The sequence below is a fragment of the Pseudomonas sp. E1BtOHC1 genome (assembly GCF_058744285.1).
The window spans coordinates 6054568-6078577 of record NZ_CP196023.1; the positions used below are offsets into that span (position 1 = coordinate 6054568).

Sequence of the window (24010 nt, forward strand, 5' to 3'; positions counted from 1 at the left end):
GCGCCATATCACGCAAAGTGCGGGACTTATGGCTTATTGATATAAGGCGGCGCAGGGCCGGTTCAGGCCGCCAGCAACTGCATATGAATACGCAGGCCATGGGCCGTGTTTTGCGCCCACAGCCGACCTCCCTGGCGCCCCACCGCATTGCGCGCAATGCTCAGGCCGAGACCGAACCCCCCATCCCCCGGTCGCGATCCGTCCAGCCGGATAAAAGGCGCGAAGATCCGTTCCAGATCCTCTTCGGCCACACCGGGTCCCTGGTCGTCCAGCCACAAATGCCAATACTCAGCGTCACGTCGACCATCGAGGATGACCAGAGCCCCGGGCGGTGAATGTCGGATGGCGTTGCGCAAGATGTTTTCCAGGGCCTGGGCCAGGGTATTGAGATGCCCGCGCACCCAGCAATCAGCCGGTAGGTCACAGCGCAATTGCGCTGGGGACCAGCCGCTTTCAAAGCAGGCGTTCTCGCTGAGCATCTCCCACAAGGCCTGGACCTGAATCTGTTCCTCAGGCAGCGGCGCCCGCTCAGTGTCCAGCCAGGCCAATTGCAGGCTGTCCTCCACCAGGCGCTGCATACCGTCGACTTCCCGAGACAGGCGTTCACGCAATGCCCCCAGGTTTTGCTCGCTGTCGCAAGCCACCCGCAGGCGACTCAAGGGAGTGCGCAACTCGTGGGACAGGTCCCGCAGCAACTGCTGCTGAACAGCCACGGTGCTTTGCAGCCGCTCGGACATCTGATCGAACGATCGTCCCAATTCCCCCAACTCGTCCTTGCGCTCAGTGGTCTGGGTGGATAGCCGCACATTCAACTGCTCCGCACGCCAGGCATTGGCCTGCTCTCGCAGCTGATTGAGCGGCACCACCAACAAACGGTACAGACCCACACACAGCAGCAGCGTGAACAGTCCGGGGATCACGCCATTGGTGATCACGCGCCAGAACACCCGGTATCGCCCGGGCATGAAGCGCTGTGGCAGCTCGATGACCAGGCTGCCGAGGGACGGATCATCGGGGAACGGAATTTTCAGCCAGGGCAACCCACGGCTGTGCCGGCTCACTGGCCAATCCGCCCCTCGCAGGAATGTCAGGCGCTGAGCCTCGGCCGGTGTCAACGGGTAGCTGCTCAGGGCTTGCAGATCGCTGCCGATGACGCCGACCCAAGTGCTCTCACGGCCGGCCATCTCCTGGATCCAGGCATCGACACCGGCTTGCTGGCCAACCTTCCAGGCCTGTTCCGCTTCCTGTGCGTAATTGCGCAAGGTGGCCCGGGCTTCATCGGCGAGGTACAGGTTCTTCTGCTCCACATAACGCCCCCAGGACCAGCTCAGCCAGATCATCAACAGACAGAACGCCACCAGCAGGCAGGCCAGCTTCCAGAACAGCGAGTGCCGACCCGGCAGATCAGACCAGCTCATCGAAGGCACTCAGCACATAGCCCTTGCCCCACACCGTGCGCACTTCACGCTCGCTGTAGCCCAGCGCCTTGAGCTTGCGGCGTATCTGACTGACATGCATGTCCAGGCTGCGATCATGGGCCGCGTACCCGCGTTGCAGCACATGTTGATAAAGGAAGGCCTTGCTCAGCACCTCATCGACGTTGCGGTGCAGGGTTTCCAGCAGGCGGTATTCGCTACGGGTCAGACCCGCCCAGCGCTCGGCAAAAAACACGTCACACAGCTCGTCATCAAAACGCAGGCTCTGGATGCTGCTGCTGAGTTTCGGCGGTGTCGGCCGCTGATCCAGGGCCACTCGCCGCAGGATGGCTTCGATGCGTACCCGCAACTCGGCCATGCTGAAGGGCTTGGGCAAATAGTCGTCGGCACCCAGGCGGAATCCACTGATGCGATCGGCCTCTGCTCCCAGGGCCGACATCAGCAGCACTGGCGTGGAGTGACTCTGGCGAAAGTGGGTCAGCACCGCCAGGCCGTCGATGCCCGGCAGCAGGATGTCCATCAACACCACATCAAAGGCTTGCCGACGCGCGATGCCCAAACCTTCCTGGCCGTTCTGGCACCAGGTCACGGCAAAGCCGCAGCGCCCCAGCTGCTCATGCACATAGGCACCGAGCACCGGGTCGTCTTCAATTGCCAGGATACGGGGAGGCTCAACAGCTACGGGAGTCATTAGCTTCTGCAAGTCATTCTCAGTTGGGCAATTATTCAAGATTGCCCGGATCGCGGCAACCAGCGCCTTGGTCGTAGCCCCTCGATCCACCCTCCGGCTGTCGGCTAACCGTCTGCAATTTGCCAAGATCAGCCTCCAGCAAATCGTTACACTGCGCAGGTGGCGCATCACGGACGTGCCCGTCGACCTTTCAAAACAGCGTGGAAGCAGGAGAGTTGCGTGCTCAAGAAACTGGGAATCAAAGGCCGCGTACTGTTGCTGACCTTGCTGCCCACCAGCCTGATGGCTTTGGTACTGGGCGGCTATTTCACCTGGATGCAGCTCTCCGACCTGCAGACCCAACTGCTGCAACGCGGCGAAATGATCGCCGAACAGCTGGCTTCCCTGGTGGCACCGGCAATGGGCAACCGCAACTCGCCGATGCTCGAACGCATCGCCACCCAAGCCCTGGAACAGCAGGACGTGCGCGCGGTGTCATTCCTTGCCCCCGATCGCACGCTCATGGCCCACGCCGGCCCCAGCATGCTCAATCCACCGCCCAGCGGTAACAGCACCCACATGATGCAGCGCAGTGGTAGTGACGCGACCCGCTACCAACTGCCGGTGTTCGGCCGCCACCGCAATCTGGCCGGTGATCTGATCCCCGATGAATCAGACCGCTTGCTGGGCTGGGTGGAACTGGAGCTGTCCCATAGCGGCATGCTGTTGCGCGGTTACCGCAGCCTGTTCGCCAGCCTGCTGTTGATCGCCGCTGGCCTGGCCGGTACTGCCCTGCTGGCGGTGCGCATGGGACGGACCATCAACAACCCACTGACTCAGATCAAGCAGGCCGTGGCGCAACTCAAGGACGGCAACCTGGAAACCCGGCTGCCGCCCCTGGGCAGCCAGGAGCTGGATGAGCTGGCTTCGGGTATCAATCGCATGGCCAGCACCCTGCAAAATGCTCAGGAAGAATTGCAACACAGCATCGATCAGGCCACCGAAGACGTGCGCCAGAACCTGGAAACCATCGAGATCCAGAACATCGAGCTGGATCTGGCACGCAAAGAGGCCCTGGAGGCCAGCCGTATCAAGTCGGAATTCCTGGCCAACATGAGCCATGAGATCCGCACGCCCCTCAACGGTATTCTCGGCTTCACCCACCTGCTGCAGAAAAGTGAGCTGACACCGCGCCAGCTGGACTACCTGGGTACCATCGAAAAGTCCGCCGACAGCCTGCTGGGGATCATCAACGAAATCCTCGACTTCTCGAAAATCGAAGCGGGCAAACTGGTGCTCGACAGCATTCCGTTCAACCTGCGGGACTTGCTGCAGGACACCTTGACCATCCTCGCGCCAGCAGCCCACGCCAAGCAGCTGGAACTGGTGAGCCTGGTCTATCGGGATACGCCTTTGTCCCTGGTGGGTGATCCGCTGCGGCTCAAGCAGATCCTCACCAATCTGGTGAGCAACGCCATCAAGTTCACCCGCGAAGGCACCATCGTCGCCCGGGCGATGCTGGAAGAAGAACACGAAGACAGCGTGCAACTGCGCATCAGCATTCAAGACACCGGCATTGGCCTGTCGAACCAGGATGTTCGCGCTCTGTTCCAAGCCTTCAGCCAGGCCGACAACTCGCTGTCGCGGCAACCCGGTGGCACCGGGTTGGGGCTGGTGATCTCCAAGCGCCTGATCGAACAGATGGGCGGCGAAATCGGCGTCGACAGCACTCCGGGCGAAGGCTCGGAATTCTGGATCAGCCTGAACCTGCCGAAAACCCGCGACGACGCCGAGGACCTGCCTGGTCCCCCATTGCTGGGGCGACGCGTAGCGGTACTGGAGAATCACGAACTGGCCCGCCAGGCCCTGCAGCACCAACTGGAAGACTGCGGCCTGGAAGTGACCCCGTTCAACACCCTGGAAGCCCTGACCAACGGCATTACCGGCGTGCATCAAAGCGACCAGGCCATTGACCTGGCGGTGCTCGGCATCACCACCAACGACATGTCTCCCGAGCGCCTGAGCCAGCACATCTGGGACCTGGAGCACCTGGGCTGCAAAGTCCTGGTGCTGTGCCCGACCACCGAACAGACGCTGTTTCACCTGTCGGTGCCCAACCCCCACAGCCAGTTGCAGGCCAAGCCGGCCTGCACCCGCAAACTGCGTCGTGCCCTGTCCGATCTGGTCACCCCGCGCCGGGCCCGCAGCGAGCCGGAGGAAAGCCTCTCCAGCCGCGCTCCGCGGGTCCTGTGTGTCGACGACAACCCGGCCAACCTGCTGCTGATCCAGACCTTGCTGGAGGACATGGGCGCCAAGGTGCTGGCAGTGGACAACGGTTACGCAGCGCTGAACGCGATCCAGAACGAACCGTTCGATCTGGTGATGATGGACGTGCAGATGCCGGGCATGGACGGCCGACAAAGTACCGAGGCGATCCGCCAATGGGAAAGCGAGCGCCATGGCACGCCACTGCCCATCGTGGCCCTGACCGCCCATGCCATGGCCAACGAAAAGCGCGCCCTGCTGCAAAGCGGCATGGACGATTACCTGACCAAGCCCATCAGTGAGCGGCAACTGGCCCAAGTGGTACTGAAGTGGACCGGACTGGCCTTGCGCAATCAGGGTCCGGAACGGGCCAATGAACGCTCGGAACTGAGCCTGGAGCTGCAAGTGCTGGATCAGGACGAAGGCCTGCGCCTGGCGGCCGGCAAGGCTGATCTGGCGGCGGATATGCTGGCCATGTTGCTGGCGTCCCTGGAGGCCGATCGCGAGGCGATCAACGCCGCTCGCGCAGCCAATGACCACAGTGCCCTGATCGAACGCGTCCACCGCCTGCACGGTGCCACCCGATATTGCGGAGTGCCACAGTTGCGCGCGGCCTGCCAGCGCAGCGAAACCCTGCTCAAGCAGGAAGACGTCAAAGCCTTTGCCGCTCTGGATGAACTGGACCACGCCATCGGACGTCTCGCCGTCGAAGCGCGGATCAACGCCTGATCCAGGGCAAGACCTGCCCGGCGCCTGGCCTGCATGCTGGGCGCCCCGACCAAGGATGCAAGCATGCGTACGATTCTTTTCAGCAGCCAGAACTACGACCGTGAAAGTTTTCTCGGCGCCCACTTGCCCACGGGTATCGAACTGCAATTCCAGGCCGCCCGCCTGAGCCTGGACACCGCGGCCCTGGCCGAGCGCCATGAAGTGGTCTGCGCCTTTATCAACGACGACCTGAGCGCCCCAGTGCTGGAGCAGCTGGCCGCCGGCGGTACCCGGCTGATCGCCCTGCGTTCAGCCGGCTACAACCATGTCGACCTGCCTGCCGCCAAGCGCCTGGGCCTGGATGTGGTCCGAGTTCCGGCCTACTCGCCCCATGCCGTGGCGGAACATGCGGTGGCCCTGATCCTGGCGCTGAACCGACGCCTGCATCGAGCCTACAATCGCACCCGTGAAGGCGATTTCACCCTTCATGGCCTGACCGGCTTCGATCTGGTGGGCAAGACCGTGGGCATTGTCGGCACCGGACAGATCGGCGCCACCTTCGCTCGCATCATGGCCGGCTTCGGCTGCCAGTTGCTGGCTTACGACCCCTTCCCCAATCCTGCCGTCGAGGCCCTGGGGGCCCGCTTCCTGAGCCTGTCGGAGCTACTGGCCCAGGCGCAGATCATCAGCCTGCACTGCCCCCTCACCGACGACAGTCGCTACCTGATCAACCAGGACAGCCTGGCGCACATGCAGCCCGGGGCAATGCTGATCAATACCGGGCGTGGTGGACTGGTGGATACACCGGCGTTGATCGAAGCACTGAAGAGCGGTCAACTGGGCTATCTGGGCCTGGACGTCTATGAAGAGGAAGCCCAGTTGTTCTTCGAGGACCGTTCCGACCTGCCCTTGCAGGATGACGTGCTGGCCCGGCTGCTGACCTTCCCCAATGTGATAGTCACCGCGCACCAGGCCTTCCTGACCCACGAGGCTCTGGCGGCCATCGCCGACACCACCTTGCACAACATTGCCAGCTGGGCTGCGGGCCAGCCGCAGAATCAGGTCCATGGCTGAAATCCCGGCCACGGCCTGATCGAAGGTCGCCTGCCCGCAACCTGCGGCGCAGGGGCCCGTGCTAGCATACGCGGCAGATTTGGAGGACCCATGGTCGAACACGATTTCCGCTACAACCTGATGAACCCGCAACACACCCTGATCGAATGTCGCGCCCTGGTACCGGGTCGCTATCAAGTCACCGGCAACGGTGGTTCGATCCGTACCGACGACGTGCTGCTGGTCACGCTCAAGGGCAGCAAGGACCTGTCCATGCGCCTGACAGTGGACACAGTCCGCCACCTGATCAATCCGGTCGGCCAATGGGTCGCCGTGGCCCGTGGCCCGGTATTCGGCGAACTGGCGATTCATCAATGGCAAGTCAACTGCGACAGCTGCGCAGCAGAGCTGAACTTCGAGTTTGCAGTGGATGCCAAGCTCGGCACCAAGGCTCAGAAACCTGCCGCCAGCGCACGAATTGCCGAGCTGGGCTGGGCCAGTGAGGGCGAACGTCACCTCTGCCCGAAATGCCAGCAGGCCGGCCAATGAAACGCCTGGCGCTGACTGCGGCACTGGGGGCCGGCCTGATGGGCTGCGCCGCCGAGCCGCTGAAGCTGCAGCAGGATCGCAGTTACGTCCTGGAATGGATTGGCGAGCGGCCACTGATCGACTACAGCCACCTGACCATCACCTTGGGTGAAGACGGCCGCGCCTATGGCAATGGTGGCTGCAACCACTGGTTCGCGCCTTACACACTGGACGGCGAAAAGCTCAGTTTCGGCAAGGTCGGCAGCACCCGCAAACTCTGTGCTCCAGCATTGATGGAGCAGGAACGGCGCTTCCTCCAGGCCTTGGAAAGCGTAGAGCGCTGGGATGTTTCGCCGATCGAGCAAGTACGCTTCTGGCCTGCCGAAGGCAAGCCGCTGCGCTGGTGGCTGGAAGAAGGCTGATCCGACCCGGGACAGATTGCCCCCAATTCCTGCGGCCGCCGACACTATCAGCGGCTGCAGGCATCATTACCCCATCAATGACCGCGTAGAGCCTGCAGTTTTGCCAATACGCCCGCTGCGGTCTGCTCACCCAGCAGTTGCTCACGTACCTTGCCCTTGTCGTCGATGATGTAGGTCACCGGCAGCGCCTCGCTGCGTGGCAAATCGAAGAGTTGCTCAGGATTCTGCGCCAGCACCGTGAACTTGATCCCCAGTTTCTCGCTGGCGCTCTTGAGTTCCTCACCCTGTACATTGTCAAAATTGACCCCCAGTACAGTGGCCGACTGCCCTTTGAGCTGCTCGTTCAGGGCATTCAACTCGGGCACTTCAGTGCGACAAGGCCCGCACCACTCCGCCCAGTAGTTGAGCACCAGCCATTGCTTGTCGATGCGCTCGGCGGCGACTTTCTGGCCGTATTGGTCGACCCCGTAGTCATTGCCACAGCCGCCCAGCAGCAGGGTTGTAATGATCGCCAATGCTGCCGCCAATTGCCTTGCCATGCGCTGTTTCCTGTCTTGAAAGGTGTCTTGAAAAATAACTGCCGACCCAGGGCCGATGCGACCTATCGACTCCCAAGGTTCAGGAGAGCCTGTCGCGCGGGTAGAATAGCCGCCACCTTACGCAAGATGCGACCCGCACATGACCGATCTGACGCTTTATCACAACCCGCGCTGCTCGAAATCCCGCGGTGCGCTGGAACTTCTGGAACAACGCGGCCTGGCGCCGACCGTGGTCCGCTACCTGGAAACCCCACTGGACGCCGTCCAGTTGCACCGCCTGCTGGGCAAGCTGGGCATCAGCGCGCGCCAGCTGTTGCGCACCGGCGAGGATGAGTACAAAGACCTCAACCTGGCGGACACCAGCCTCAGCGAAGAACGACTGATCGCTGCCATCGCCCAGCACCCGAAACTCATGGAACGGCCGATTCTCGAAACCGCCGACAAGGCCATCATCGGGCGCCCACCGGAAAATGTGCTGGAGATTCTGCCTTGAGCGCGCCGTACATCCTGATCCTGTATTACAGCCGCAACGGTTCGACCAACGAGATGGCCCGCCAGATCGCCCGAGGTGTCGAACAGGCCGGCCTGGAAGCGCGCCTGCGCACTGTCCCGGGAATTTCCACCGAGTGCGAAGCCGTGGCACCGAGCATTCCCGAAAGCGGAGCGCTGTATGCCAGTCTCGACGACCTGAAGCACTGCTCGGGCCTGGCCCTGGGCAGCCCGACCCGCTTCGGTAACATGGCAGCCCCGCTAAAGTACTTTCTCGACGGCACCAGCAACCTCTGGCTGACCGGTGCCCTGGTGGGCAAGCCCGCCGGCGTCTTCACCTCCACCGCCAGCCTGCATGGCGGCCAGGAAGCCACCCTGCTGTCGATGATGCTGCCGCTGTTGCATCACGGCATGTTGATCACCGGCCTGCCCTACAGCGAGTCAGCGTTGCTGGAAACCCGCGGCGGTGGCACCCCCTATGGCGCAAGCCATCATGCCGGGGCGGACGGCAAGAGCCCGCTGGACGAGCATGAAATTGCCCTGTGCCGGGCCTTGGGCCTGCGCCTGGCGAAAACCGCTCAGCAATTGGAGAACGGCCGTGGCTAAGAAGCCGAAGATCCTGCCTGCAGTGGAGTGGCTGGAACCTCGGGTCCGGATAGCCCGGATCCTCAGCCTGATCTGTTTTTTCGGCCTGGTAGGCCTGCTCTGCGTTTACTACCTGCTGGTAGCCGACCTCCACGGCGCCCGGCCCTGGGTGATCCTGCTGATCGAACTGGTGCCCCTGTTGCTGATGGCACCGGGCATGCTCAGCGGCAGTGCCCGCGGGCACTCGTGGATGTGCTTTGTGGTCAACCTGTACTTCATCAAGGGGGCACTGGCGGCCTACGACCCGAATCGTCAGCTGTTCGGCCTGCTGGAAATGTTCGCCAGCCTGGCGGTGTTCACCTCGGCACTGCTCTACGTACGCTGGCGCTTCCAGCTCAATCGCCGGCTCGCCGGCGAAGGTGCCGATCCGGCCTGACGCCCCGCAGCCCTCTGGTTCCCCCGGGCATGACATCGCCCGGGGAGCTTGCATCGCCGTTTCGGCGCCCCCACCTTGGTCAGCAGACTTTTTGACCGATACTCCCGAACCAACCCGGAGCAGGCATGCACGATTACAAATGGTTGAACGAATATTGTCTTAATCGCTTTGGCTCCGCCGCAGCCCTCGAAGCCCAGCTGCCGACGCCGGCGAGCCACGACTACCTGCGCTCGTTGAGCGCTGATCGCTACTTGTCGACCCTGGCCTTGCGAGTCTTTCGCGCCGGGTTGAAGCACAGCCTGGTAGATGCCAAATGGCCGGCGTTCGAACAAGTGTTCTTTGGCTTCGATCCGGACAAAGTGGTGCTCATGGGCGCCGAGCATCTGGAGCGACTGATGCAGGACACGCGGATCATTCGCCATCTGGGCAAACTCAAGAGTGTGCCGCGCAATGCCCAGATGATCCTCGATGTGGAAAAACAGCACGGCAGTTTCGGCGCCTTCATTGCCGACTGGCCAGTTCAGGACATCACGGGGCTATGGCAATACCTGGCCAAGCATGGCAACCAGATGGGAGGGCTTTCCGCCCCGCGCTTCTTGCGCATGGTGGGCAAGGACACGTTCATCCCCACTTGGGACGTCGTGGCGGCACTCAACGCCCAGAACATTGTCGACAAGGTGCCCAGCAGCAAGCGTGACCAGGCCCTGGTCCAGGAAGTGTTCAACCAGTGGCAGCAGGAAAGTGGCCGACCACTGTGCCAGCTGTCAGCGATGCTGGCCTACACCGTCAATCACTGATCCCCCCCTTTCATCAACGTGGCTCTCTGCCCGGTACAACGGGCAGAGGAACACCCCGCTCTCAAGCGCCTCCATCTCAAGCTGACAATAAGCTGAACTAAACGCGGGTTTTTTCTTCCGCTGTTTTTTATCGGATAAAGTTCGCTGCGCACTTGCCACAACGATAAGAACGATAGATAGACGGTTTCTGTAGCCACACTCTGCTGGCCAATAGACGGGCATGGCCTGACAACAAAGCACTGATCAGGCCAACAACCTGAACAAAGGCTGTCAGGTTTAAAAGAACTGCCGCCATACATTCGTTTTTTTCACATTGCTTTCACTCTCCGCCCACTTGGCCCGACCTAAATTGGCCCCAGTTGCGGCGAGGATGCCGGTGAGCGCATGCCGTTCTTTTCAGAACACCTGGCAACAACCTAATCAGGTAAACGACGTGGTCAATACGGCTGAATCCGGTACTGGCGGCAAGACAATCCGCAGCTTGCGAATCTTGGCTGGCGCCTGTGGGGCAGCCCTGGTAACTCTCGTCTGCGGCTTTGTCCTGTGGCCAGCCACGCCACTGGACCTGGGTGTCGACAACCAGATGCAGCAAGCCGGCTTCTATCGCCACTGGCAAAGCGGCGAGGTAATTGCCCTGGTGCGGCATGCCGAGCGCTGCGACCGCTCCGCCAATCCCTGCCTGGGGCCTGTTGACGGCATCACCCTATCCGGAAGCCGCATAGCAAGCGACCTGGGCCGGGCGTTCCGCACCCTGGGCATGGCCTCTACCGATGTCATCAGCAGCCCGGCAACCCGAACCCGGCAAACTTCGGAGTTCATGTTCAACCGGCCGGTGCAGACCCAGGACTGGCTGAGCAACTGCGGCGAACACTTCGAAGAACAGATCAAGGCGCACAAGTTGTTCAAGCGCAACCTGATCCTGATTACCCACAGCGATTGCATCAGCGACCTGGAAAGCCAGTTGGGCTTTGAACATGCACTGGCCAGCAAGTACGCCAGCTCGCTATTTGTCACCCTGAACGTGGACGGAACCATGGAAGTAATGGGCATTATCAATGCCGCAAGCTGGCGAAAAACTCTTGAGCACCTTATCGAATAAGCTGTAACTATTTTTAACAACATCTCAACAGACTTTACTCGGGAAGTAGACACACTCTCTCGCTAACTATTTGACCTTATAAGTCCTTGCACTAAGAGAGCGCCCCTCTCACTTACAAGAAGCCCCATCAAACAGGCGCAGCCAAGTATATTTTTTTTAAGACTTGAGAAACCTGAGTATTCGACAACAATTTACCGTTCATCAGTGATACCTAATGAACGTAACAAGCCACCGCTTTCGACAAATGACTTAGAGGACACAAATGCAGCGCACTTTACCGCCCCAAGCTTATGGAACAAGCACCACGCCTTCCGGCTATACCCTGGGCGGGAGTGCAACCAGCGGCATCCAACGCTGGGCAATACCCTTCTTGCTGCTGGCCTTCGCACTGTTCTACCTGCTGCCACTGACCAGCCACGGCCTTTGGATTCCGGATGAAACCCGCTACGCACAGATCAGCCAGGAGATGCTGCTCAGCGGGGATTGGGTGTCTCCGCACTTCATGGGCATCCGCTACTTCGAAAAACCCATTGCCGGCTACTGGATGATCGCCATCGGCCAGGCAGTGTTCGGTGACAACCTGTTCGGGGTACGTGTTGCCTCGGCCCTGAGCACCGGCCTCAGCGTACTGCTGGCTTACCTGATCACTCGCCGGATCTGGAGCGACCCGCGCAAGAGTTTTGCCGCTGCCCTGCTTTATATGAGCTTCGGCCTGATCGCCGGGCAAGCCGGGTACTCCAATCTCGATCCCCAGTTCACCTTGTGGGTCAACCTCAGCCTGGTGGCGCTCTGGTTCGCCCTGGGCAGCCAGACCCTGCGCGGCCGGTTGCTGGCTTGGGGCACCTTGGGCGCCGCCTGCGGCATGGGCTTCATGACCAAGGGGTTCCTGGCCTGGTTGCTGCCAGTGCTGATCGCCCTGCCCTACATGCTCTGGCAACGACGCTTCGGCGAGTTACTGCGTTATGGCCTGGTGGCGGTGCTGGTGGCGATTGCCATCAGCCTGCCCTGGGTGTTGAGCATCCATGCCCATGAACCCGATTTCTGGCGGTTTTTCTTCTGGCATGAACATATCCGTCGCTTTGCCGCCGAGAATGCCCAGCACACTCGCCCCTGGTGGTTCTACCTGCCGCTGCTGGTGGTCTCGAGCCTGCCCTGGGCCGCCTTGCTGCCCGGCACTCTGATTCAGGCCTGGAAGGACAAGCACCAGGCGGCCACCGGTTACCTGCTGCTGTGGTTGCTGCTGCCGTTGGCGTTCTTCAGCCTGAGCCGCGGCAAGCTGCCGACCTACATCATGCCCTGCCTGCTGCCCTTGGCCGTGCTCATGGGCCACGCACTGATCCAGTGGATCAGCGCAGGCAAGACCCGGACTGTTCGCCTCAACAGCCTGCTCAACCTGCTGATCGGCGTCGCTGCACTGGTAGCGCTGGTGGTGATCCAGATCACGCGGCCGGTGTACGGCCACGACGAAATGCTCAGCCTGTCCCTGGTGTTCATCATGCTCATGGGCTGGATCATCGCCAACCTGCTGCCGGCCTCCCGGCCGCTCAACTACTGGGCAGCACCGGCACTGGGCATCTGGCTGCTGGTGGCGCTGCTGCCTGCGGGAATGCCCGGCTTGATCGTGCACAACAAGATGCCGGACCAGTTCATCAAGGAGCACCTTGCGGAACTCAAGCAGACCGACCGCCTGCTGAGCAACGACCTGGGGGCTGCCTCAGCGCTGGCCTGGCGCCTGCAGCGCTCGGACGTGGCGCTGTACAACACCGAGGGCGAATTGAAATACGGTCTGGCCTATCCTGAGTCGGCCCAGCGCAAGGTCAGCATGGCCGACGTCGGCCAATGGGTCAGTGACGCGCGAAAACAGGGATCGGTGGGTGTGGTAATGCGGGTCAAGGACGTACTGGAGAACGAAGAAGTCGCCCTGCTTCCACCGGGGGGCAAGCGCTACGAACAAGGCAACATGCTGATCCTGATCCTACCGGCCGCTCAACCCTGACCTGCCTGCCTTGACACCTGCCTGAGAGCGTCAGCGTCGACCACCGTCGGCGCTGGCGCTTCTTGCACCTTCCTCCCACATACAGCCTGCAGAAATCCGCCCATGAAAAGCTGCAACAGCGAACGCAAGGCCCTGGCCCTGCTTCTGGGCGTCAGCGCCCTGATCCTGCTCCTCGGCCTGGGCTCCCGTGAGCTGTGGGGGGCGGAAACCCGCTGGGCCAACATTGCCTTGCAGATGCTGCAGAGTGGCGACTACTTCGACCCCTATCTCAAGGGCGCCCCCTATTACGACAAACCCCTGCCGTCCTACTGGCTGATCACCGCCAGCGCCTGGCTGACCGGAGGCCTGGGGCACTGGTCGCTGCGGCTGTCCTCGGTGCTCGCCGGATGGCTGAGCATCTGGCTGGTGTACCTGCTTGGCGAGCAACTGTTTCACAAGGGCACCGGGCTGATCGCCGGCTGGATGCTGGCCACCACCTTCTACTTTGCATTCTGGGCACGGGTGGCCACCGCGGACATTCTCACCGTGTGTGGAGTGCTGGCAGCGGTGTGGTGGTACTGGCGAGGACCCGAAGATACCCGCCTGAGTCGCTATTGCCTGTTCTTCCTGCTGTTGGCGGCGACTTCACTGCTCAAGGGATTGATCGGTTTCGTCCTGCCGGGGCTCATCCTGCTGCCACACCTGCTGAGCCAGGGACGCTGGAAGCGTCACCTCAATCCACGCCTGTGCCTGGCGTTGCTGATGGCTGCCCTGCTGTACATGGTGCCGTTCGTGCTCTCGCACCTGTATGGCGCCCCGACCTACGGTGAAAGCGGGCTGAGCTTGGTGTTCCGGGAAAATGTGCAGCGTTTCTTCGACCCTTTCGACCATGTCGGGCCGATCTATACCTACCTGATCTACCTGCCGGCCTACACCTTGCCCTGGGCACCCTGCTGGGTACTCGCCCTCTGGGTAGCGGCGCGTCACTGGCGCCAGCTACAACCCAATGAGCGCTGGCTGGTCTGGGCTCTGGGCTTGTTGTTTCTGTTTTTCACTGCCAGCGGCAGTCGGCGCAGCTATTACGTCCTGCCTCTGGTGCCCTTCGCCCAACTATTAGGAGGCTGGTGGCTGAACCGCCACCTGCTACAACGACGCGCCAGCGGCAAGCACAGCGAACGCAACTGGACCATAGGCTTTGCCAGCGCAGCGCTGGTCCTGCTGCTGGTGCTGGGGGTGGCCTATCCCTGGAGCAATGGCGGAGGCGGTGTCATCCAGTTCGGCACGCAGGTCAGGGCCGAGGCAAGCCGGATTGCCCCCTGGAATCAATGGCGGATGGTGATGGTCGAGGTGGATAACAAAGTGCCGCTGTACCTGCAGAATCAGGGAGCGCCCTTCTATTACGTCGCCGAAACCCAGGACTTCCCTCGTTCCGGCACCAGCGCGGACTTCATGGCCTGGCTGGACAAGACCAGCGGCCAGCATTGGGACCCCCAACGCACTCTGATCCTGGTGCGACAGAGTCAGAACGAACCGTCGATGCTCAGCTACTTGGGCAAGGATCATCAACTGATCCGCACACTGCCGACCAACGGTGAGCGGCTGGCGAAAAAAAAATCCGAGGGCAGTGTCGCCTTCATTCCGCAGGCCCCCGGGGCCTGAAGCGCCTCGCCACGCCGGATAGCAACCGGCATGGAGATGGAAGCTCAGCGAGAACGGATCAGAGATTCACCACATTGACGAAACGCGGCGTGGCGCTGTCGTCGATGCGCAGGTTGGTGAAGTCGAACAGATTGCGATCCGCCAGTTGCGAAGGGATCACGTTCTGCAGGCCGCGGAAAATGCTTTCAGTACGCCCCGGGCTCTTGCGCTCCCACTCCTGGAGCATTTCCTTGACCACCTGACGTTGCAGGTTCTCCTGGGAACCGCAGAGATTGCAGGGAATGATCGGGAATTGCTTGAGGTCGGAGTAGGCCTGAATGTCCTTCTCGCTGCAGTAGGCCAGCGGGCGGATCACCACATTGCGCCCGTCATCGGCCAGCAGCTTGGGCGGCATGGCCTTGAGCGAACCGTTGTAGAACATGTTGAGGAAGAAGGTCTCGACGATGTCGTCACGATGGTGACCGAGGGCCATCTTGGTGGCACCAATCTCATCAGCGAAGGTGTACAGGGTGCCACGACGCAGGCGCGAGCACAGTGAGCAGGTGGTCTTGCCTTCCGGTATCAGTTCCTTGACCACCGAGTAAGTGTCCTTCTCGACGATGTGGTACTCGATCCCCAACTCCTTGAGGTAGGCCGGCAGTACATGCTCGGGGAAACCGGGTTGCTTCTGGTCCATGTTCACCGCGACGATCTCGAACTTGATCGGCGCCACCTTCTGCAGGTGCAACAGCACGTCGAGCATGGTGTAGCTGTCCTTGCCGCCGGACAGGCAGACCATGACCTTGTCGCCCTCTTCGATCATGTTGAAGTCGGCGACCGCTTCGCCCGCCTGTCGGCGAAGGCGTTTCTGCAGTTTGTTCTGGTTGACCGTAAGAGTGCCCATGGCGCTTGGAATCCGCGAGGTATGTGACGAAAAGCCGGACATTTTACGCAAAAACCCCGGTCCCTTGAAAGCGTCGCAACGCAGCGCTCTCCGGGGCTGCGGTGACAGACACACCCGCGATTACCCTGGGGTTTTACAGCGCGATTTGCTCTAAAGGTGCGCACATCTGACGAAAACTCCTCCCTATACTGCGACATAAGGTCGCATGCATATATAGACCTATACTGACTGTGCCACTTGGCTGTAAGCGCTCCGTTGGGGGGCGATGGCAACAATAAAGGAGTGACTGACCATGATTCATCATGTCGTAGGACTCTTCACCCACCCCGATCAGGAATGGCGAGACATCCGTGGCGATGCAGAGGAAAGCATCAGCCACATGTACCTGACCCACACGCTGATTCTGGCAGCGATCCCCGCCATCTCGGCCTTTATCGGCACCACCCAGGTCGGCTGGGTCATCGGCAACCGCGCGCCGGTGATGCTGACCATGGAAAGCGCCCTGTGGATGACCATCATGTCGTACCTGGCCATGCTCGGCGGCGTGGCGGTGATGGGGGCCTTCATCCACTGGATGGCCCGGACCTATGACGCCAGCCCGAGCCTGGCGCGCTGCGTCGCTTTTGCCACCTACACCGCGACACCGCTGTTCGTCGGCGGCCTGGCGGCGCTGTATCCCCATATGTGGCTGGGGATGATCATCGGCACGGCGGCGATCTGCTACACGGTGTACCTGCTCTACGTCGGGCTCCCGACTTTCATGAACATCCCGTCGGACGAGGGATTCCTGTTTTCCAGCTCGGTCCTGGCGGTAGGACTGGTGGTGCTGGTAGCGATCATGGCCTTCACCGTGATTGTCTGGGGCCTGGGCGTCGGCCCCGTGTACACCAACTGACGCCGCACCAATAATAATCCTCCATCTGCCAACACAGGCCGCCGCAAGGCGGCCTTCTTAATGGACGCGATCCGACGACCATTCGGCGCCTGGACGATTCGGATTCGCCGGTCTTTGCGGCATACTCAGCCACTCTGGAGAGCCGTTAAGCATGCCCGAGCAACTCAATACCCGCGTCGAAGACTGTTTCCTACTCGCTGAATCCTTTTTCAAACGTCCTTTCAAACGCCCGGTGGTCAGCCTCAAATTACGAGGCCAGAAAGCCGGGGTCGCCCATTTGCACGAAAACCTGCTGCGCTTCAATCCGCAGCTGTACCGGGAAAACAGCGAAGACTTCCTCAAGCAGACCGTGGCCCACGAAGTCGCGCACCTGATCGCCCATCAGTTGTTTGGCGAACGCATTCAGCCCCACGGTGAGGAATGGCAACTGATCATGCGCGGGGTGTATGAACTGCCGCCCAATCGTTGCCACACCTATGACGTCAAACGTCGCAGCGTGACCCGCTACATCTACCGCTGCCCCTGCGCCGAAAGCGATTTTCCGTTTTCGGCGCAACGCCACAAGCTGGTGGCTCAGGGGCGTCGCTACTTGTGTCGACGCTGTCGGCACACCCTGGTCTACAGCGGAGAAACCAGGGTCGAGTGATGGCGCCAACGTGCTTCGCCGACAAGCCGACGCCTACGCGATGATCTGGTTGCGCCGCAGCTCCTCGATACGCTCAGCGCTGTAACCAAGCTCCGCCAGCACCTGATCGGAATGGGCGCCCAGCCTGGCGCCGATATGCCGCGGCTCGGGCAAACCCTCGGAGAACTTCAGCGGACATGCCATCTGTGCCTGGAGGCTACCGTCTTCCCGGGGGACCTGGCTTACCAGTTGCCGGGCCTGCAATTGGGGATGCTCCACCGCCTCGGCCAAGCTCAGCACTGGTTCGACACAAGCGTCGAGCCCGGCGAACAACTGGCAAAGCTCGGCGAAGTCGTGTTTCTCGAACTCGATCTGCAAGGCCTGCTTGAGGGCCCTTTGCTGCTCGGGCAGGGGGGACAAGCCCTGGGCTGCCAGTTCCGGCCGCTCCAGGGCCTGACACAGCTGCTGCATGAACACCGGCTCCAGGCTGCCCACCGATAGCCAACGACCATCCCGGCTGCGGTAGTAGTCGTAGAAGCTGCCACCATTGAGCACCTGTTGCTCCATCCCCGGCTCAACCCCGCAGGCCAGGTAACCGGCTCCGGCCATGGCGTTCAGGCTGAACACGCAATCGGTCATGCTGATATCCAGGTGCTGGCCCTGCCCGCTGTGCTGCCGGGCGATCACCGCCGCCAGCAGACCGATCACGCCGTGCAGCGAGCCCCCGGCGATATCCGCCGCCTGGATGCCCAGAGGCAACGGGCCCTGGTCGCGACGCCCGGTCTGGCTGGCGAGCCCGGCCAGGGCCAGGTAGTTGATGTCGTGGCCGGCGCGGTCCTTGTAGGGCCCGGTCTGACCATAGCCGGTAATGGAGACGTAGATCAGCCGCGGATTGATCGCCTTCAAGGCCTCGTACCCCAACCCCAGGCGCTCCATCACGCCCGGGCGAAACTGTTCGAGAACGATGTCATGGTCCTGCAGCAGTTGCCGGATCACCTCCAGCGCCTCAGGCCGCTTGAGGTCCAGGGCCAGGCTGCGCTTATTGCGGTTGAGATAGGCGTGACTGGCGGATACGCCGTGATCGTGGGGCGGTAGCACCCGCAGCAGGTCCATGCGAGTCGGCGACTCGATGCGCAGCACCTCGGCCCCCATGTCCGCCAGCAGCAGCGAGGCGAACGGCCCCGGCAACAGGGTGGAGAAATCCAGTACCTTGAGTGACGCCAACGGCCCTTGCATGTGCCCTCTCCTCTTGATCGACTGCCTCAGAGTAGGCAGCCGCGAGCAGCGCAACAATTACCACAACGGTCAGCCGGACTGACCGTTGCGCTCAATCTCCAGGCAATAAAAAACCCGCCGCAGCGGGTTTCTTATATTCAGCAAGACTTACTTGATGCTCGGCGCCGGACCTTCGGCCACACCCAGATCGTCGGTTTCACGGGTGTCGGTGATCGCACGGCCACCAGACGCCAGCTCGACCTGCAGTTTGTCTTCGTCCAGCTCCTTGACCCACTTGGCGACTACCAGGGTAGCCACGGCATTGCCCACCAGGTTGGTCAGGGCACGGGCTTCGGACATGAAGCGGTCGATACCCAGAATCAGCGCCAGACCAGCCACCGGCAGGTGACCCACGGCCGACAGGGTAGCGGCCAGAACGATGAAGCCACTGCCGGTGACACCCGCAGCGCCTTTGGAGGACAGCAGCAGCACTAGCAGCAGGGTGATCTGGTGAGTGATGTCCATGTGGGTATCAGTTGCCTGGGCAATGAACACCGCGGCCATGGTCAGGTAGATCGAGGTACCGTCCAGGTTGAAGGAGTAACCGGTAGGAATCACCAGGCCGACCACCGACTTCTTGGCACCCAGGCGCTCCATCTTGATCAGCATGCGTGGCAGGGCCGATTCCGAGGACGAGGTGCCCAGCACGATCAGCAGTTCTTCGCGGATGTAGCGGATCAGCTTGATCACGCTAAAGCCGTGGGCGCGGCAGATGGCCCCCAGGACCACCAGCACGAACACCACGCAGGTGATGTAGAAGCAGATCATCAACTGGCCCAGTTGCACCAGGGAGCCGACGCCGTAGGCACCGATGGTGAAGGCCATGGCACCCAGCGCACCCAGGGGCGCGAGCTTCATGATCATGTTGATGATGTTGAACATCACGTGGGCGAAGCGGTCGATGAAGTCCAGCACCGGCTTGCCGTAGGCACCCAGGCGATGCAGGGCGAAACCGAAGATCACCGAGAACATCAGCACTTGCAGGATGTCGCCGTTGGCGAAGGCACCGACGATGGTCGACGGGATCACGTTGAGGATGAAGCCGACAATGCTCTGGTCATTGCCCGCAGTCACATAGGCCGCGACTTTCGAAGCATCCAGGGTCGAGGCGTCGATGTGCATGCCTGCACCCGGCTGCACCACGTTGACCACGATCAGGCCGATCAGCAGGGCAATGGTGGAGACGATTTCGAAGTACAGCAGCGCGTAGCCGCCAGTCTTGCCCACCGATTTCATGTTCTGCATGCCGGCGATACCACTCACCACGGTGCAGAAAATGATCGGCGCAATGACCATCTTGATCAGTTTGATGAACCCATCACCCAGGGGCTTGAGGGCCACGCCGGTCTGAGGATAGAAGTGACCGAGCAGGATGCCGATGGCGATGGCAACGATCACCTGGAAATACAGGGATTTGTACAGTGGCTGACGAGTCGTCATTGCAAAGTTCCTCAAGAGCCCCGGTATGCAGCGTCCGTCGATGCATGCGGTGCCTAAAGTGCGAACCCTCCTGCGCTGGAGGGATTTGTTGTGTCGAGCTGCGTGCTGGCAGATCTTCCGGCTCTATCGCAAAGCCCGTGCCACCTTGTAAAAAAGCCCTACAGGCCTTTAGACATCAGGGGTCGAGCCGATCTTTGCATCCCTTGCACCCGGCGCAGCTGGCGGATTTCCGCCCATCTACCGAGTCTCGTCCTACAATTTGGCGGATATCCGCCTTGTTCCCTCATGGGGGGCTGGCTAACATCCGCCACTCAATGGACGGACCAGCCTTCATGCGCGAACGCACCATCGCCAGCCACTTTGCCCGTGCCGCCTTAGGCGGTGCACGTCGTCGCGGCTACGATTACGGGCCGCTGCTGCAGCAGCTGGGCATTGGCCCCGAACTCCTGAGCCAGCCCAAGGCACGCATCGCCCCCGAGCAATTCACCTGTCTGCTGCAGCAACTGTGGCTGGCGTTGGACGATGAGTACCTGGGCTTCGGCCATGGCCCCAGTAAACGCGGAACCTTTGCCATGATGTGCCACGCGCTGATCCACTGCCGCACCTTGGAAAAAGCGCTCAATCGCGGCTTATTATTTTATAGCTTGTTTGCGCAAGCTCCGCGCCTTCGTCTGACGCGTGAAGGGGATATGGCTCGCCTGAGCCTGGATGATTCTGAGCTATGGGACCCAGAGCATTTTCTCAGCGAAAGCCTGCTGGTGATCTGGCATCGTCTGGGCAGCTGGTTGATCGGCCAGCGCATACGTCTTGAGCAAGCCTGCTTCAGCTACCCGAAACCCGAACACGGCGCGGAATACGATTTGCTGTTCCCCTGCCCACTGCTGTTCAGCCAGGAACACAGCAGCCTGCTGTTCCACAGTCGCTACCTGGGCATGCCGCTGTTACAGGATGAACGTACCCTCAAGCACTTCCTCGAGCGCTCCCCCGCCGACCTTTTGTCACGCCCGGACCAGGGCGATAGCCTCAGCAGCCAGTTGCGGCATCTGCTCAGCCGTGACCGGGAGCGCTGGCCCGACCTGGAAAGCGTTGCCCAGCACCTGCACGTCAGCCCACAGACATTGCGCCGCCATCTACGAGAAGAAGGTTCGAGCTTTCAGGAGCTGAAGGATGAACTGCGCCGCGACATCGCCATCTACCACCTGGGGCGGGCCGACCTGTCATTGCAACAGATCGCCGAGCAACTGGGCTTTTCCGAACCCTCGGCCTTTCATCGGGCATTCAAGAAATGGACTGGCCTGACCCCAGGCGCCTATCGCGCCCGGGAGCAGTAGCGAAAGCGCCCTTTACAGCGCCGGGAAGTGAATCCTGAAGGCCGCACCGCCCAGGGCAGAGTCCCCCAGGGTCAACTGTGCACCGTAACTTTCGATGATGTCCTTGACCACTGCCAGGCCTATGCCCTGCCCTGGATGCTGGCGATCAAGACGCTCACCACGCTGGAGAATCCGTGCCCGCTGATCCGGCGGCACGCCAGGACCATCGTCCTCAACACACAGCTCAGAACCGTCCAGAGTCTCGCGCACACTGATGCGCACCGAACTCAGGCACAGGCGGTAGGCGTTCTCCAGCAGGTTGCCAAGCAACTCCAGCAAGGCACCCTGCTCGATCGGCACATAGCAGCGCTCGGGCAAATCGAAGGACACGCGCACCTGCTTGTCGCGATAGACCTTGTCCAGGGTGTCGCACAAGCTTTGCAGAACCGGTCGCAGACGCACCTGATGGCGCACCAGGCCACTCTTGCGCAAGCTGGCACGCTGCAACTGGTAGCTGATCTGCTGGCTCATGCGTTCGATCTGCGTCTGCAGGACCCAGGCCTGCTCCCGATCCTGAGGCCGCTGCGCCATGTCCTCGCTGACCCCTTGCAACACCGTCAGCGGGGTTTTCAGGCTGTGGGCCAGATCATCCAGGGAGTCCCGGTAGCGACTGCGCTGCTCGCGCTCGCTTTGCAGCAGACGGTTCAAGGAACCGGTCAGGCGCAACAGCTCCCGCGGATGCTCCTCACTGAGGCTTTGGCGGGTACCGCTCTCGATCTGGTCCAGCTCCTGACTCAAGCGCCGCAGGGCCTGCAAGCCCCAGGTCAGCCCCAGCCAGAGCAATGCCAGGAGCACCAGCAACGCCGCACCAAAGCCCAGATAGAGGTTTTCCCTGACCCCTTCCAGGGTCTGCTGGTACTCACGCACCGGCTGCAATGCAACGATACTGAAGGCCGCGTTCTTGCCCCCCAGCAACTTGATCTCGACGTCGTAGACGAAGAACTCCTGGCCATTGGCTTCACGGATTCTGGCGAACTCGTTACCGCGCCCGTCGTACCGCGGCCGGTAATTGATGTTCTCTTCCTGGGTGGCCCGGGAACGCCAGACCAGGTGCCCCTCTCGGTCATAGATGTAGCCCAGCAAGCGACTGTCGGCGAGATTGAAGCGCTCGTCCGGCAGTTGCGCGGGCATCTGCAGGCGATTGTTTTCAATTCGCGCCGCTGAAATCAGGGTGGTGACATCGGAAGCCAGGCGCTGCTCGATGGAGTCCTGCAGCGCCAGGCTGAAGGCCCCCTGCATGGCCGGCAGCAACGCCAGCATGAACAGCACCGCCAGGGTGGTCGCCGCCAGCATCAGCCGCAGGCGCAGCGATCGAATCATCGGCAGCGCTCGTTGAACAAGTAGCCCAGGCCGCGCACCGTATCAATCGGCTTGAAGCCCGACGGACCTTCCAACTTGCGCCGCAGCCGCCCCACCAGCACCTCGATGACGTTCGGATCACGCTCGTCATCGTCCGGGTACAACTGCTCCATCAGCCGGTCCTTGGCCACCACCTGCTGGTGATGGCGCATCAGGTACTCGAGGATCCGATATTCGTAGGCGGTCAGGGCCAGGGGCTGCTCATCCAGGGACGCCTGCTTGCGGTTCAGGTCCAGCAGCAACGGGCCAGCAATGATGGTGGACTGGGTAAAACCACTGGAGCGCCGCAACAACGCATTGAGCCGTGCATCCAGCTCTTCGAACTGAAACGGCTTGACCACATAATCGTCGGCACCGGCGGCCAGGCCTTCAACCTTGTCCTGCCAGTTGCCGCGGGCGGTGAGGATGAGGATCGGAAACGTCTTGCCACGGGCACGTAGCTGGCGGATCAGATCCAGTCCGCCCATGCCGGGCAACCCCAGGTCGATCACCGCCAGATCGTGATTGAACTGCTCGGTCTGATACAACGCCTCTTCGGCGTTCGTCACAGACTCGACCACATGGCCACTGTCGGTGAGGCGGGTTTGCAGGTGATGGCGCAACAGCGCCTCATCTTCGACGACCAGCAACTTCATAACGCTCTCCCAGGCAAAATTCGACATCTCCAAGGGCGCCCTTGCGCCCTGACGATCAATGCGCCAGCGCCGGACCGTGCCCAAGGCACGATCCGGCGCGGTTCAGGCCAGGCCGCTTATTTAGAAAGCGTAGTTGGCCGACAGATAAGTCTGGGCGCTGCTGGTAAGGCTCAAAGAACCTTGCTTGCTGCCGCCCCGCTCGCTCATCTCGGTCCCGGCATTGCTGCGCAGGTAACGGTAGCCGAGCTCCACCGACGTGTTTTGTGAAACCTGCTGCAGGACACCAGCCTGCACTCCCACCGCGTAACCGATGTCACTGTCACGGCTGAAGCCCGGGGACTCCTGGGTCAGCTTGGTCAAGCCGGCGGTAGCGCCGCCAAACAGCTTGGTGCTGCTGGTCACCGGCAGGAACATATCGTAACTGCCCAGCAGGTTTTGCTGACGCAGTTTAATGCCATTGTGAGAGCCGGAAACGTAATCGTAAGTGGCGTAGTAACGGCCCTGGTCATTCTGTTGACCGAAGCGCACACCCCAGGTGTTGTCCTTGCCGATCACACCATCGGCGTTCGGGTGGCCGAGATTGCTGTTGAGCTGGCTGGATTTTTTAACCTTGTCGCTGGTCTGGCCGTAGGTCAGGCTGGCGAAGTTGCTGTCAGCGGCTTGGACGGCGGCGCTGGCGCCGAGAACGGTAAAGGCCAGGATCAGTTTTTTCAATGAAGTCATAGGAAGTTTCCTTTGCGCTATTGGCTTTTTGGGTACGGGGCTAGAGTAAACAGCCCGCCCTGAACTCCCCCTGAACACACTCTTAACCTCGCCTGAACCAGATCCATCTGGCTGTTTTGAGGCGTTCTACCTGCACAACGGCTC

General features: G+C 61.4%; 23 protein-coding genes. 14 read left to right on the plus strand and 9 right to left on the minus strand.

The genetic code is table 11. The features are described 5' to 3' along the window. Positions 1 to 62 precede the first annotated feature (62 nt). Both ACSSVC_RS27245 and ACSSVC_RS27250 read right to left on the minus strand, forming a co-directional pair. Positions 63 to 1418 (minus strand): histidine kinase sensor domain-containing protein, encoded by a 1356-nt coding sequence (locus ACSSVC_RS27245; protein ID WP_492611711.1) that lies wholly within the window; start codon positions 1416 to 1418, stop codon positions 63 to 65. Next, a complete protein-coding gene (locus ACSSVC_RS27250) occupies positions 1405 to 2127 on the minus strand; it encodes a response regulator transcription factor (protein WP_492611712.1) in 723 nt (240 codons plus the stop codon). The genes ACSSVC_RS27245 and ACSSVC_RS27250 overlap by 14 nt, the downstream gene beginning before the upstream one ends. Before the next feature lie 219 nt (positions 2128 to 2346). On the opposite strand from ACSSVC_RS27250, the gene ACSSVC_RS27255 reads away from it, so the two are divergent. From ACSSVC_RS27255 to ACSSVC_RS27270, 4 genes are all read left to right on the plus strand, one after another. Further along, positions 2347 to 5100 (plus strand): response regulator, encoded by a 2754-nt coding sequence (locus ACSSVC_RS27255; protein ID WP_346632295.1) that lies wholly within the window; start codon positions 2347 to 2349, stop codon positions 5098 to 5100. Between the two features lie 63 nt (positions 5101 to 5163). Next, positions 5164 to 6153, plus strand: coding sequence for a 2-hydroxyacid dehydrogenase (locus ACSSVC_RS27260; protein WP_492611713.1), 990 nt, complete (start codon positions 5164 to 5166; stop codon positions 6151 to 6153). Positions 6154 to 6243: 90 nt separating this feature from the next. Continuing rightward, positions 6244 to 6681, plus strand: a complete 438-nt coding sequence (locus ACSSVC_RS27265; protein ID WP_110594717.1) for a hypothetical protein — start codon at positions 6244 to 6246, stop codon at positions 6679 to 6681. After that, on the plus strand, positions 6678 to 7082 hold the full coding sequence (locus ACSSVC_RS27270; protein WP_346632297.1) for an META domain-containing protein: 405 nt from the start codon (positions 6678 to 6680) through the stop codon (positions 7080 to 7082). Before ACSSVC_RS27265 ends, ACSSVC_RS27270 begins: the two co-directional genes overlap by 4 nt. A gap of 74 nt (positions 7083 to 7156) precedes the next feature. Here the strand turns inward: ACSSVC_RS27270 and ACSSVC_RS27275 are convergent, their stop codons facing one another. Further along, the gene (locus ACSSVC_RS27275) at positions 7157 to 7621 is read right to left on the minus strand and encodes a TlpA disulfide reductase family protein (RefSeq protein WP_346632298.1); all 465 of its coding nucleotides are present in this window, start codon (positions 7619 to 7621) and stop codon (positions 7157 to 7159) included. Positions 7622 to 7760: 139 nt separating this feature from the next. On the opposite strand from ACSSVC_RS27275, the gene arsC reads away from it, so the two are divergent. The 7 genes from arsC (at position 7761) to ACSSVC_RS27310 (ending at position 14661) form a co-directional block, all read left to right on the plus strand. Then, positions 7761 to 8114 (plus strand): arsenate reductase (glutaredoxin), encoded by a 354-nt coding sequence (arsC, locus tag ACSSVC_RS27280; RefSeq protein ID WP_492611714.1) that lies wholly within the window; start codon positions 7761 to 7763, stop codon positions 8112 to 8114. Then, entirely contained in the window at positions 8111 to 8716 is a 606-nt protein-coding gene (gene wrbA, locus ACSSVC_RS27285) for an NAD(P)H:quinone oxidoreductase (protein ID WP_123726916.1), read from the plus strand. Before arsC ends, wrbA begins: the two co-directional genes overlap by 4 nt. Next, the gene (locus tag ACSSVC_RS27290) at positions 8709 to 9131 is read left to right on the plus strand and encodes a DUF2069 domain-containing protein (protein WP_346632300.1); all 423 of its coding nucleotides are present in this window, start codon (positions 8709 to 8711) and stop codon (positions 9129 to 9131) included. Before wrbA ends, ACSSVC_RS27290 begins: the two co-directional genes overlap by 8 nt. Before the next feature lie 125 nt (positions 9132 to 9256). Further along, on the plus strand, positions 9257 to 9928 hold the full coding sequence (locus ACSSVC_RS27295) for a DNA-3-methyladenine glycosylase I (protein WP_346632301.1): 672 nt from the start codon (positions 9257 to 9259) through the stop codon (positions 9926 to 9928). Between the two features lie 433 nt (positions 9929 to 10361). Then, positions 10362 to 11027 (plus strand): lipopolysaccharide core heptose(II)-phosphate phosphatase PmrG, encoded by a 666-nt coding sequence (gene pmrG, locus ACSSVC_RS27300; protein WP_346632302.1) that lies wholly within the window; start codon positions 10362 to 10364, stop codon positions 11025 to 11027. A gap of 262 nt (positions 11028 to 11289) precedes the next feature. Beyond that, positions 11290 to 13023: a lipid IV(A) 4-amino-4-deoxy-L-arabinosyltransferase gene (arnT, locus tag ACSSVC_RS27305; RefSeq protein ID WP_404937498.1), complete on the plus strand. Its 1734-nt coding sequence runs from the start codon at positions 11290 to 11292 to the stop codon at positions 13021 to 13023. A 102-nt stretch (positions 13024 to 13125) separates the two neighbouring features. Further along, on the plus strand, positions 13126 to 14661 hold the full coding sequence (locus tag ACSSVC_RS27310; RefSeq protein ID WP_446439232.1) for an ArnT family glycosyltransferase: 1536 nt from the start codon (positions 13126 to 13128) through the stop codon (positions 14659 to 14661). 58 nt (positions 14662 to 14719) lie between these two features. Here the strand turns inward: ACSSVC_RS27310 and ttcA are convergent, their stop codons facing one another. Then, positions 14720 to 15544 carry a tRNA 2-thiocytidine(32) synthetase TtcA gene (ttcA, locus tag ACSSVC_RS27315; RefSeq protein WP_346632305.1) on the minus strand — a complete coding sequence of 275 codons (825 nt, stop codon included), beginning with the start codon at positions 15542 to 15544 and terminating at the stop codon, positions 14720 to 14722. 292 nt (positions 15545 to 15836) lie between these two features. Here ttcA and ACSSVC_RS27320 point away from each other — a divergent pair, with 292 nt between their 5' ends. Together ACSSVC_RS27320 and ACSSVC_RS27325 are read left to right on the plus strand one after the other, a co-directional pair. After that, the gene (locus ACSSVC_RS27320) at positions 15837 to 16439 is read left to right on the plus strand and encodes a Yip1 family protein (protein ID WP_123726910.1); all 603 of its coding nucleotides are present in this window, start codon (positions 15837 to 15839) and stop codon (positions 16437 to 16439) included. A gap of 151 nt (positions 16440 to 16590) precedes the next feature. Continuing rightward, on the plus strand, positions 16591 to 17085 hold the full coding sequence (locus ACSSVC_RS27325) for a SprT family zinc-dependent metalloprotease (RefSeq protein ID WP_346632306.1): 495 nt from the start codon (positions 16591 to 16593) through the stop codon (positions 17083 to 17085). Positions 17086 to 17118: 33 nt separating this feature from the next. Here ACSSVC_RS27325 and ACSSVC_RS27330 read toward each other — a convergent pair whose 3' ends face one another. Then, positions 17119 to 18300, minus strand: coding sequence for a CaiB/BaiF CoA transferase family protein (locus tag ACSSVC_RS27330; RefSeq protein ID WP_346632307.1), 1182 nt, complete (start codon positions 18298 to 18300; stop codon positions 17119 to 17121). 147 nt (positions 18301 to 18447) lie between these two features. Continuing rightward, positions 18448 to 19779: a dicarboxylate/amino acid:cation symporter gene (locus ACSSVC_RS27335; protein WP_346632308.1), complete on the minus strand. Its 1332-nt coding sequence runs from the start codon at positions 19777 to 19779 to the stop codon at positions 18448 to 18450. A 332-nt stretch (positions 19780 to 20111) separates the two neighbouring features. Here ACSSVC_RS27335 and ACSSVC_RS27340 point away from each other — a divergent pair, with 332 nt between their 5' ends. Next, positions 20112 to 21110, plus strand: coding sequence for an AraC family transcriptional regulator (locus ACSSVC_RS27340; protein ID WP_346632309.1), 999 nt, complete (start codon positions 20112 to 20114; stop codon positions 21108 to 21110). Between the two features lie 12 nt (positions 21111 to 21122). Here the strand turns inward: ACSSVC_RS27340 and ACSSVC_RS27345 are convergent, their stop codons facing one another. From ACSSVC_RS27345 to ACSSVC_RS27355, 3 genes are all read right to left on the minus strand, one after another. Next, complete coding sequence (locus tag ACSSVC_RS27345; protein WP_346632310.1) at positions 21123 to 22469, minus strand: ATP-binding protein; 1347 nt, start codon at positions 22467 to 22469, stop codon at positions 21123 to 21125. Continuing rightward, the gene (locus ACSSVC_RS27350; RefSeq protein WP_492611715.1) at positions 22466 to 23143 is read right to left on the minus strand and encodes a response regulator; all 678 of its coding nucleotides are present in this window, start codon (positions 23141 to 23143) and stop codon (positions 22466 to 22468) included. The genes ACSSVC_RS27345 and ACSSVC_RS27350 overlap by 4 nt, the downstream gene beginning before the upstream one ends. A gap of 120 nt (positions 23144 to 23263) precedes the next feature. Continuing rightward, positions 23264 to 23866: a hypothetical protein gene (locus ACSSVC_RS27355; protein ID WP_102860716.1), complete on the minus strand. Its 603-nt coding sequence runs from the start codon at positions 23864 to 23866 to the stop codon at positions 23264 to 23266. Positions 23867 to 24010: the final 144 nt, after the last annotated feature.

Bases quoted from the DNA above. Each gene is read 5' to 3' on its own strand.
- ACSSVC_RS27350 (WP_492611715.1), bottom strand. From the start codon at position 23,143: ATGAAGTTGCTGGTCGTCGAAGATGAGGCGCTGTTGCGCCATCACCTG.
- ACSSVC_RS27340 (WP_346632309.1), top strand. From the start codon at position 20,112: ATGCGCGAACGCACCATCGCCAGCCACTTTGCCCGTGCCGCCTTAGGC.
- ACSSVC_RS27265 (WP_110594717.1), top strand. From the start codon at position 6,244: ATGGTCGAACACGATTTCCGCTACAACCTGATGAACCCGCAACACACC.
- ACSSVC_RS27295 (WP_346632301.1), top strand. From the start codon at position 9,257: ATGCACGATTACAAATGGTTGAACGAATATTGTCTTAATCGCTTTGGC.
- ACSSVC_RS27325 (WP_346632306.1), top strand. From the start codon at position 16,591: ATGCCCGAGCAACTCAATACCCGCGTCGAAGACTGTTTCCTACTCGCT.
- ACSSVC_RS27320 (WP_123726910.1), top strand. From the start codon at position 15,837: ATGATTCATCATGTCGTAGGACTCTTCACCCACCCCGATCAGGAATGG.
- ACSSVC_RS27345 (WP_346632310.1), bottom strand. From the start codon at position 22,469: ATGATTCGATCGCTGCGCCTGCGGCTGATGCTGGCGGCGACCACCCTG.
- ACSSVC_RS27335 (WP_346632308.1), bottom strand. From the start codon at position 19,779: ATGACGACTCGTCAGCCACTGTACAAATCCCTGTATTTCCAGGTGATC.
- ACSSVC_RS27245 (WP_492611711.1), bottom strand. From the start codon at position 1,418: ATGAGCTGGTCTGATCTGCCGGGTCGGCACTCGCTGTTCTGGAAGCTG.
- ACSSVC_RS27275 (WP_346632298.1), bottom strand. From the start codon at position 7,621: ATGGCAAGGCAATTGGCGGCAGCATTGGCGATCATTACAACCCTGCTG.
- ACSSVC_RS27250 (WP_492611712.1), bottom strand. From the start codon at position 2,127: ATGACTCCCGTAGCTGTTGAGCCTCCCCGTATCCTGGCAATTGAAGAC.
- arnT (WP_404937498.1), top strand. From the start codon at position 11,290: ATGCAGCGCACTTTACCGCCCCAAGCTTATGGAACAAGCACCACGCCT.
- arsC (WP_492611714.1), top strand. From the start codon at position 7,761: ATGACCGATCTGACGCTTTATCACAACCCGCGCTGCTCGAAATCCCGC.
- ACSSVC_RS27270 (WP_346632297.1), top strand. From the start codon at position 6,678: ATGAAACGCCTGGCGCTGACTGCGGCACTGGGGGCCGGCCTGATGGGC.
- ttcA (WP_346632305.1), bottom strand. From the start codon at position 15,544: ATGGGCACTCTTACGGTCAACCAGAACAAACTGCAGAAACGCCTTCGC.
- ACSSVC_RS27260 (WP_492611713.1), top strand. From the start codon at position 5,164: ATGCGTACGATTCTTTTCAGCAGCCAGAACTACGACCGTGAAAGTTTT.
- ACSSVC_RS27355 (WP_102860716.1), bottom strand. From the start codon at position 23,866: ATGACTTCATTGAAAAAACTGATCCTGGCCTTTACCGTTCTCGGCGCC.
- ACSSVC_RS27330 (WP_346632307.1), bottom strand. From the start codon at position 18,300: ATGCAAGGGCCGTTGGCGTCACTCAAGGTACTGGATTTCTCCACCCTG.
- ACSSVC_RS27310 (WP_446439232.1), top strand. From the start codon at position 13,126: ATGAAAAGCTGCAACAGCGAACGCAAGGCCCTGGCCCTGCTTCTGGGC.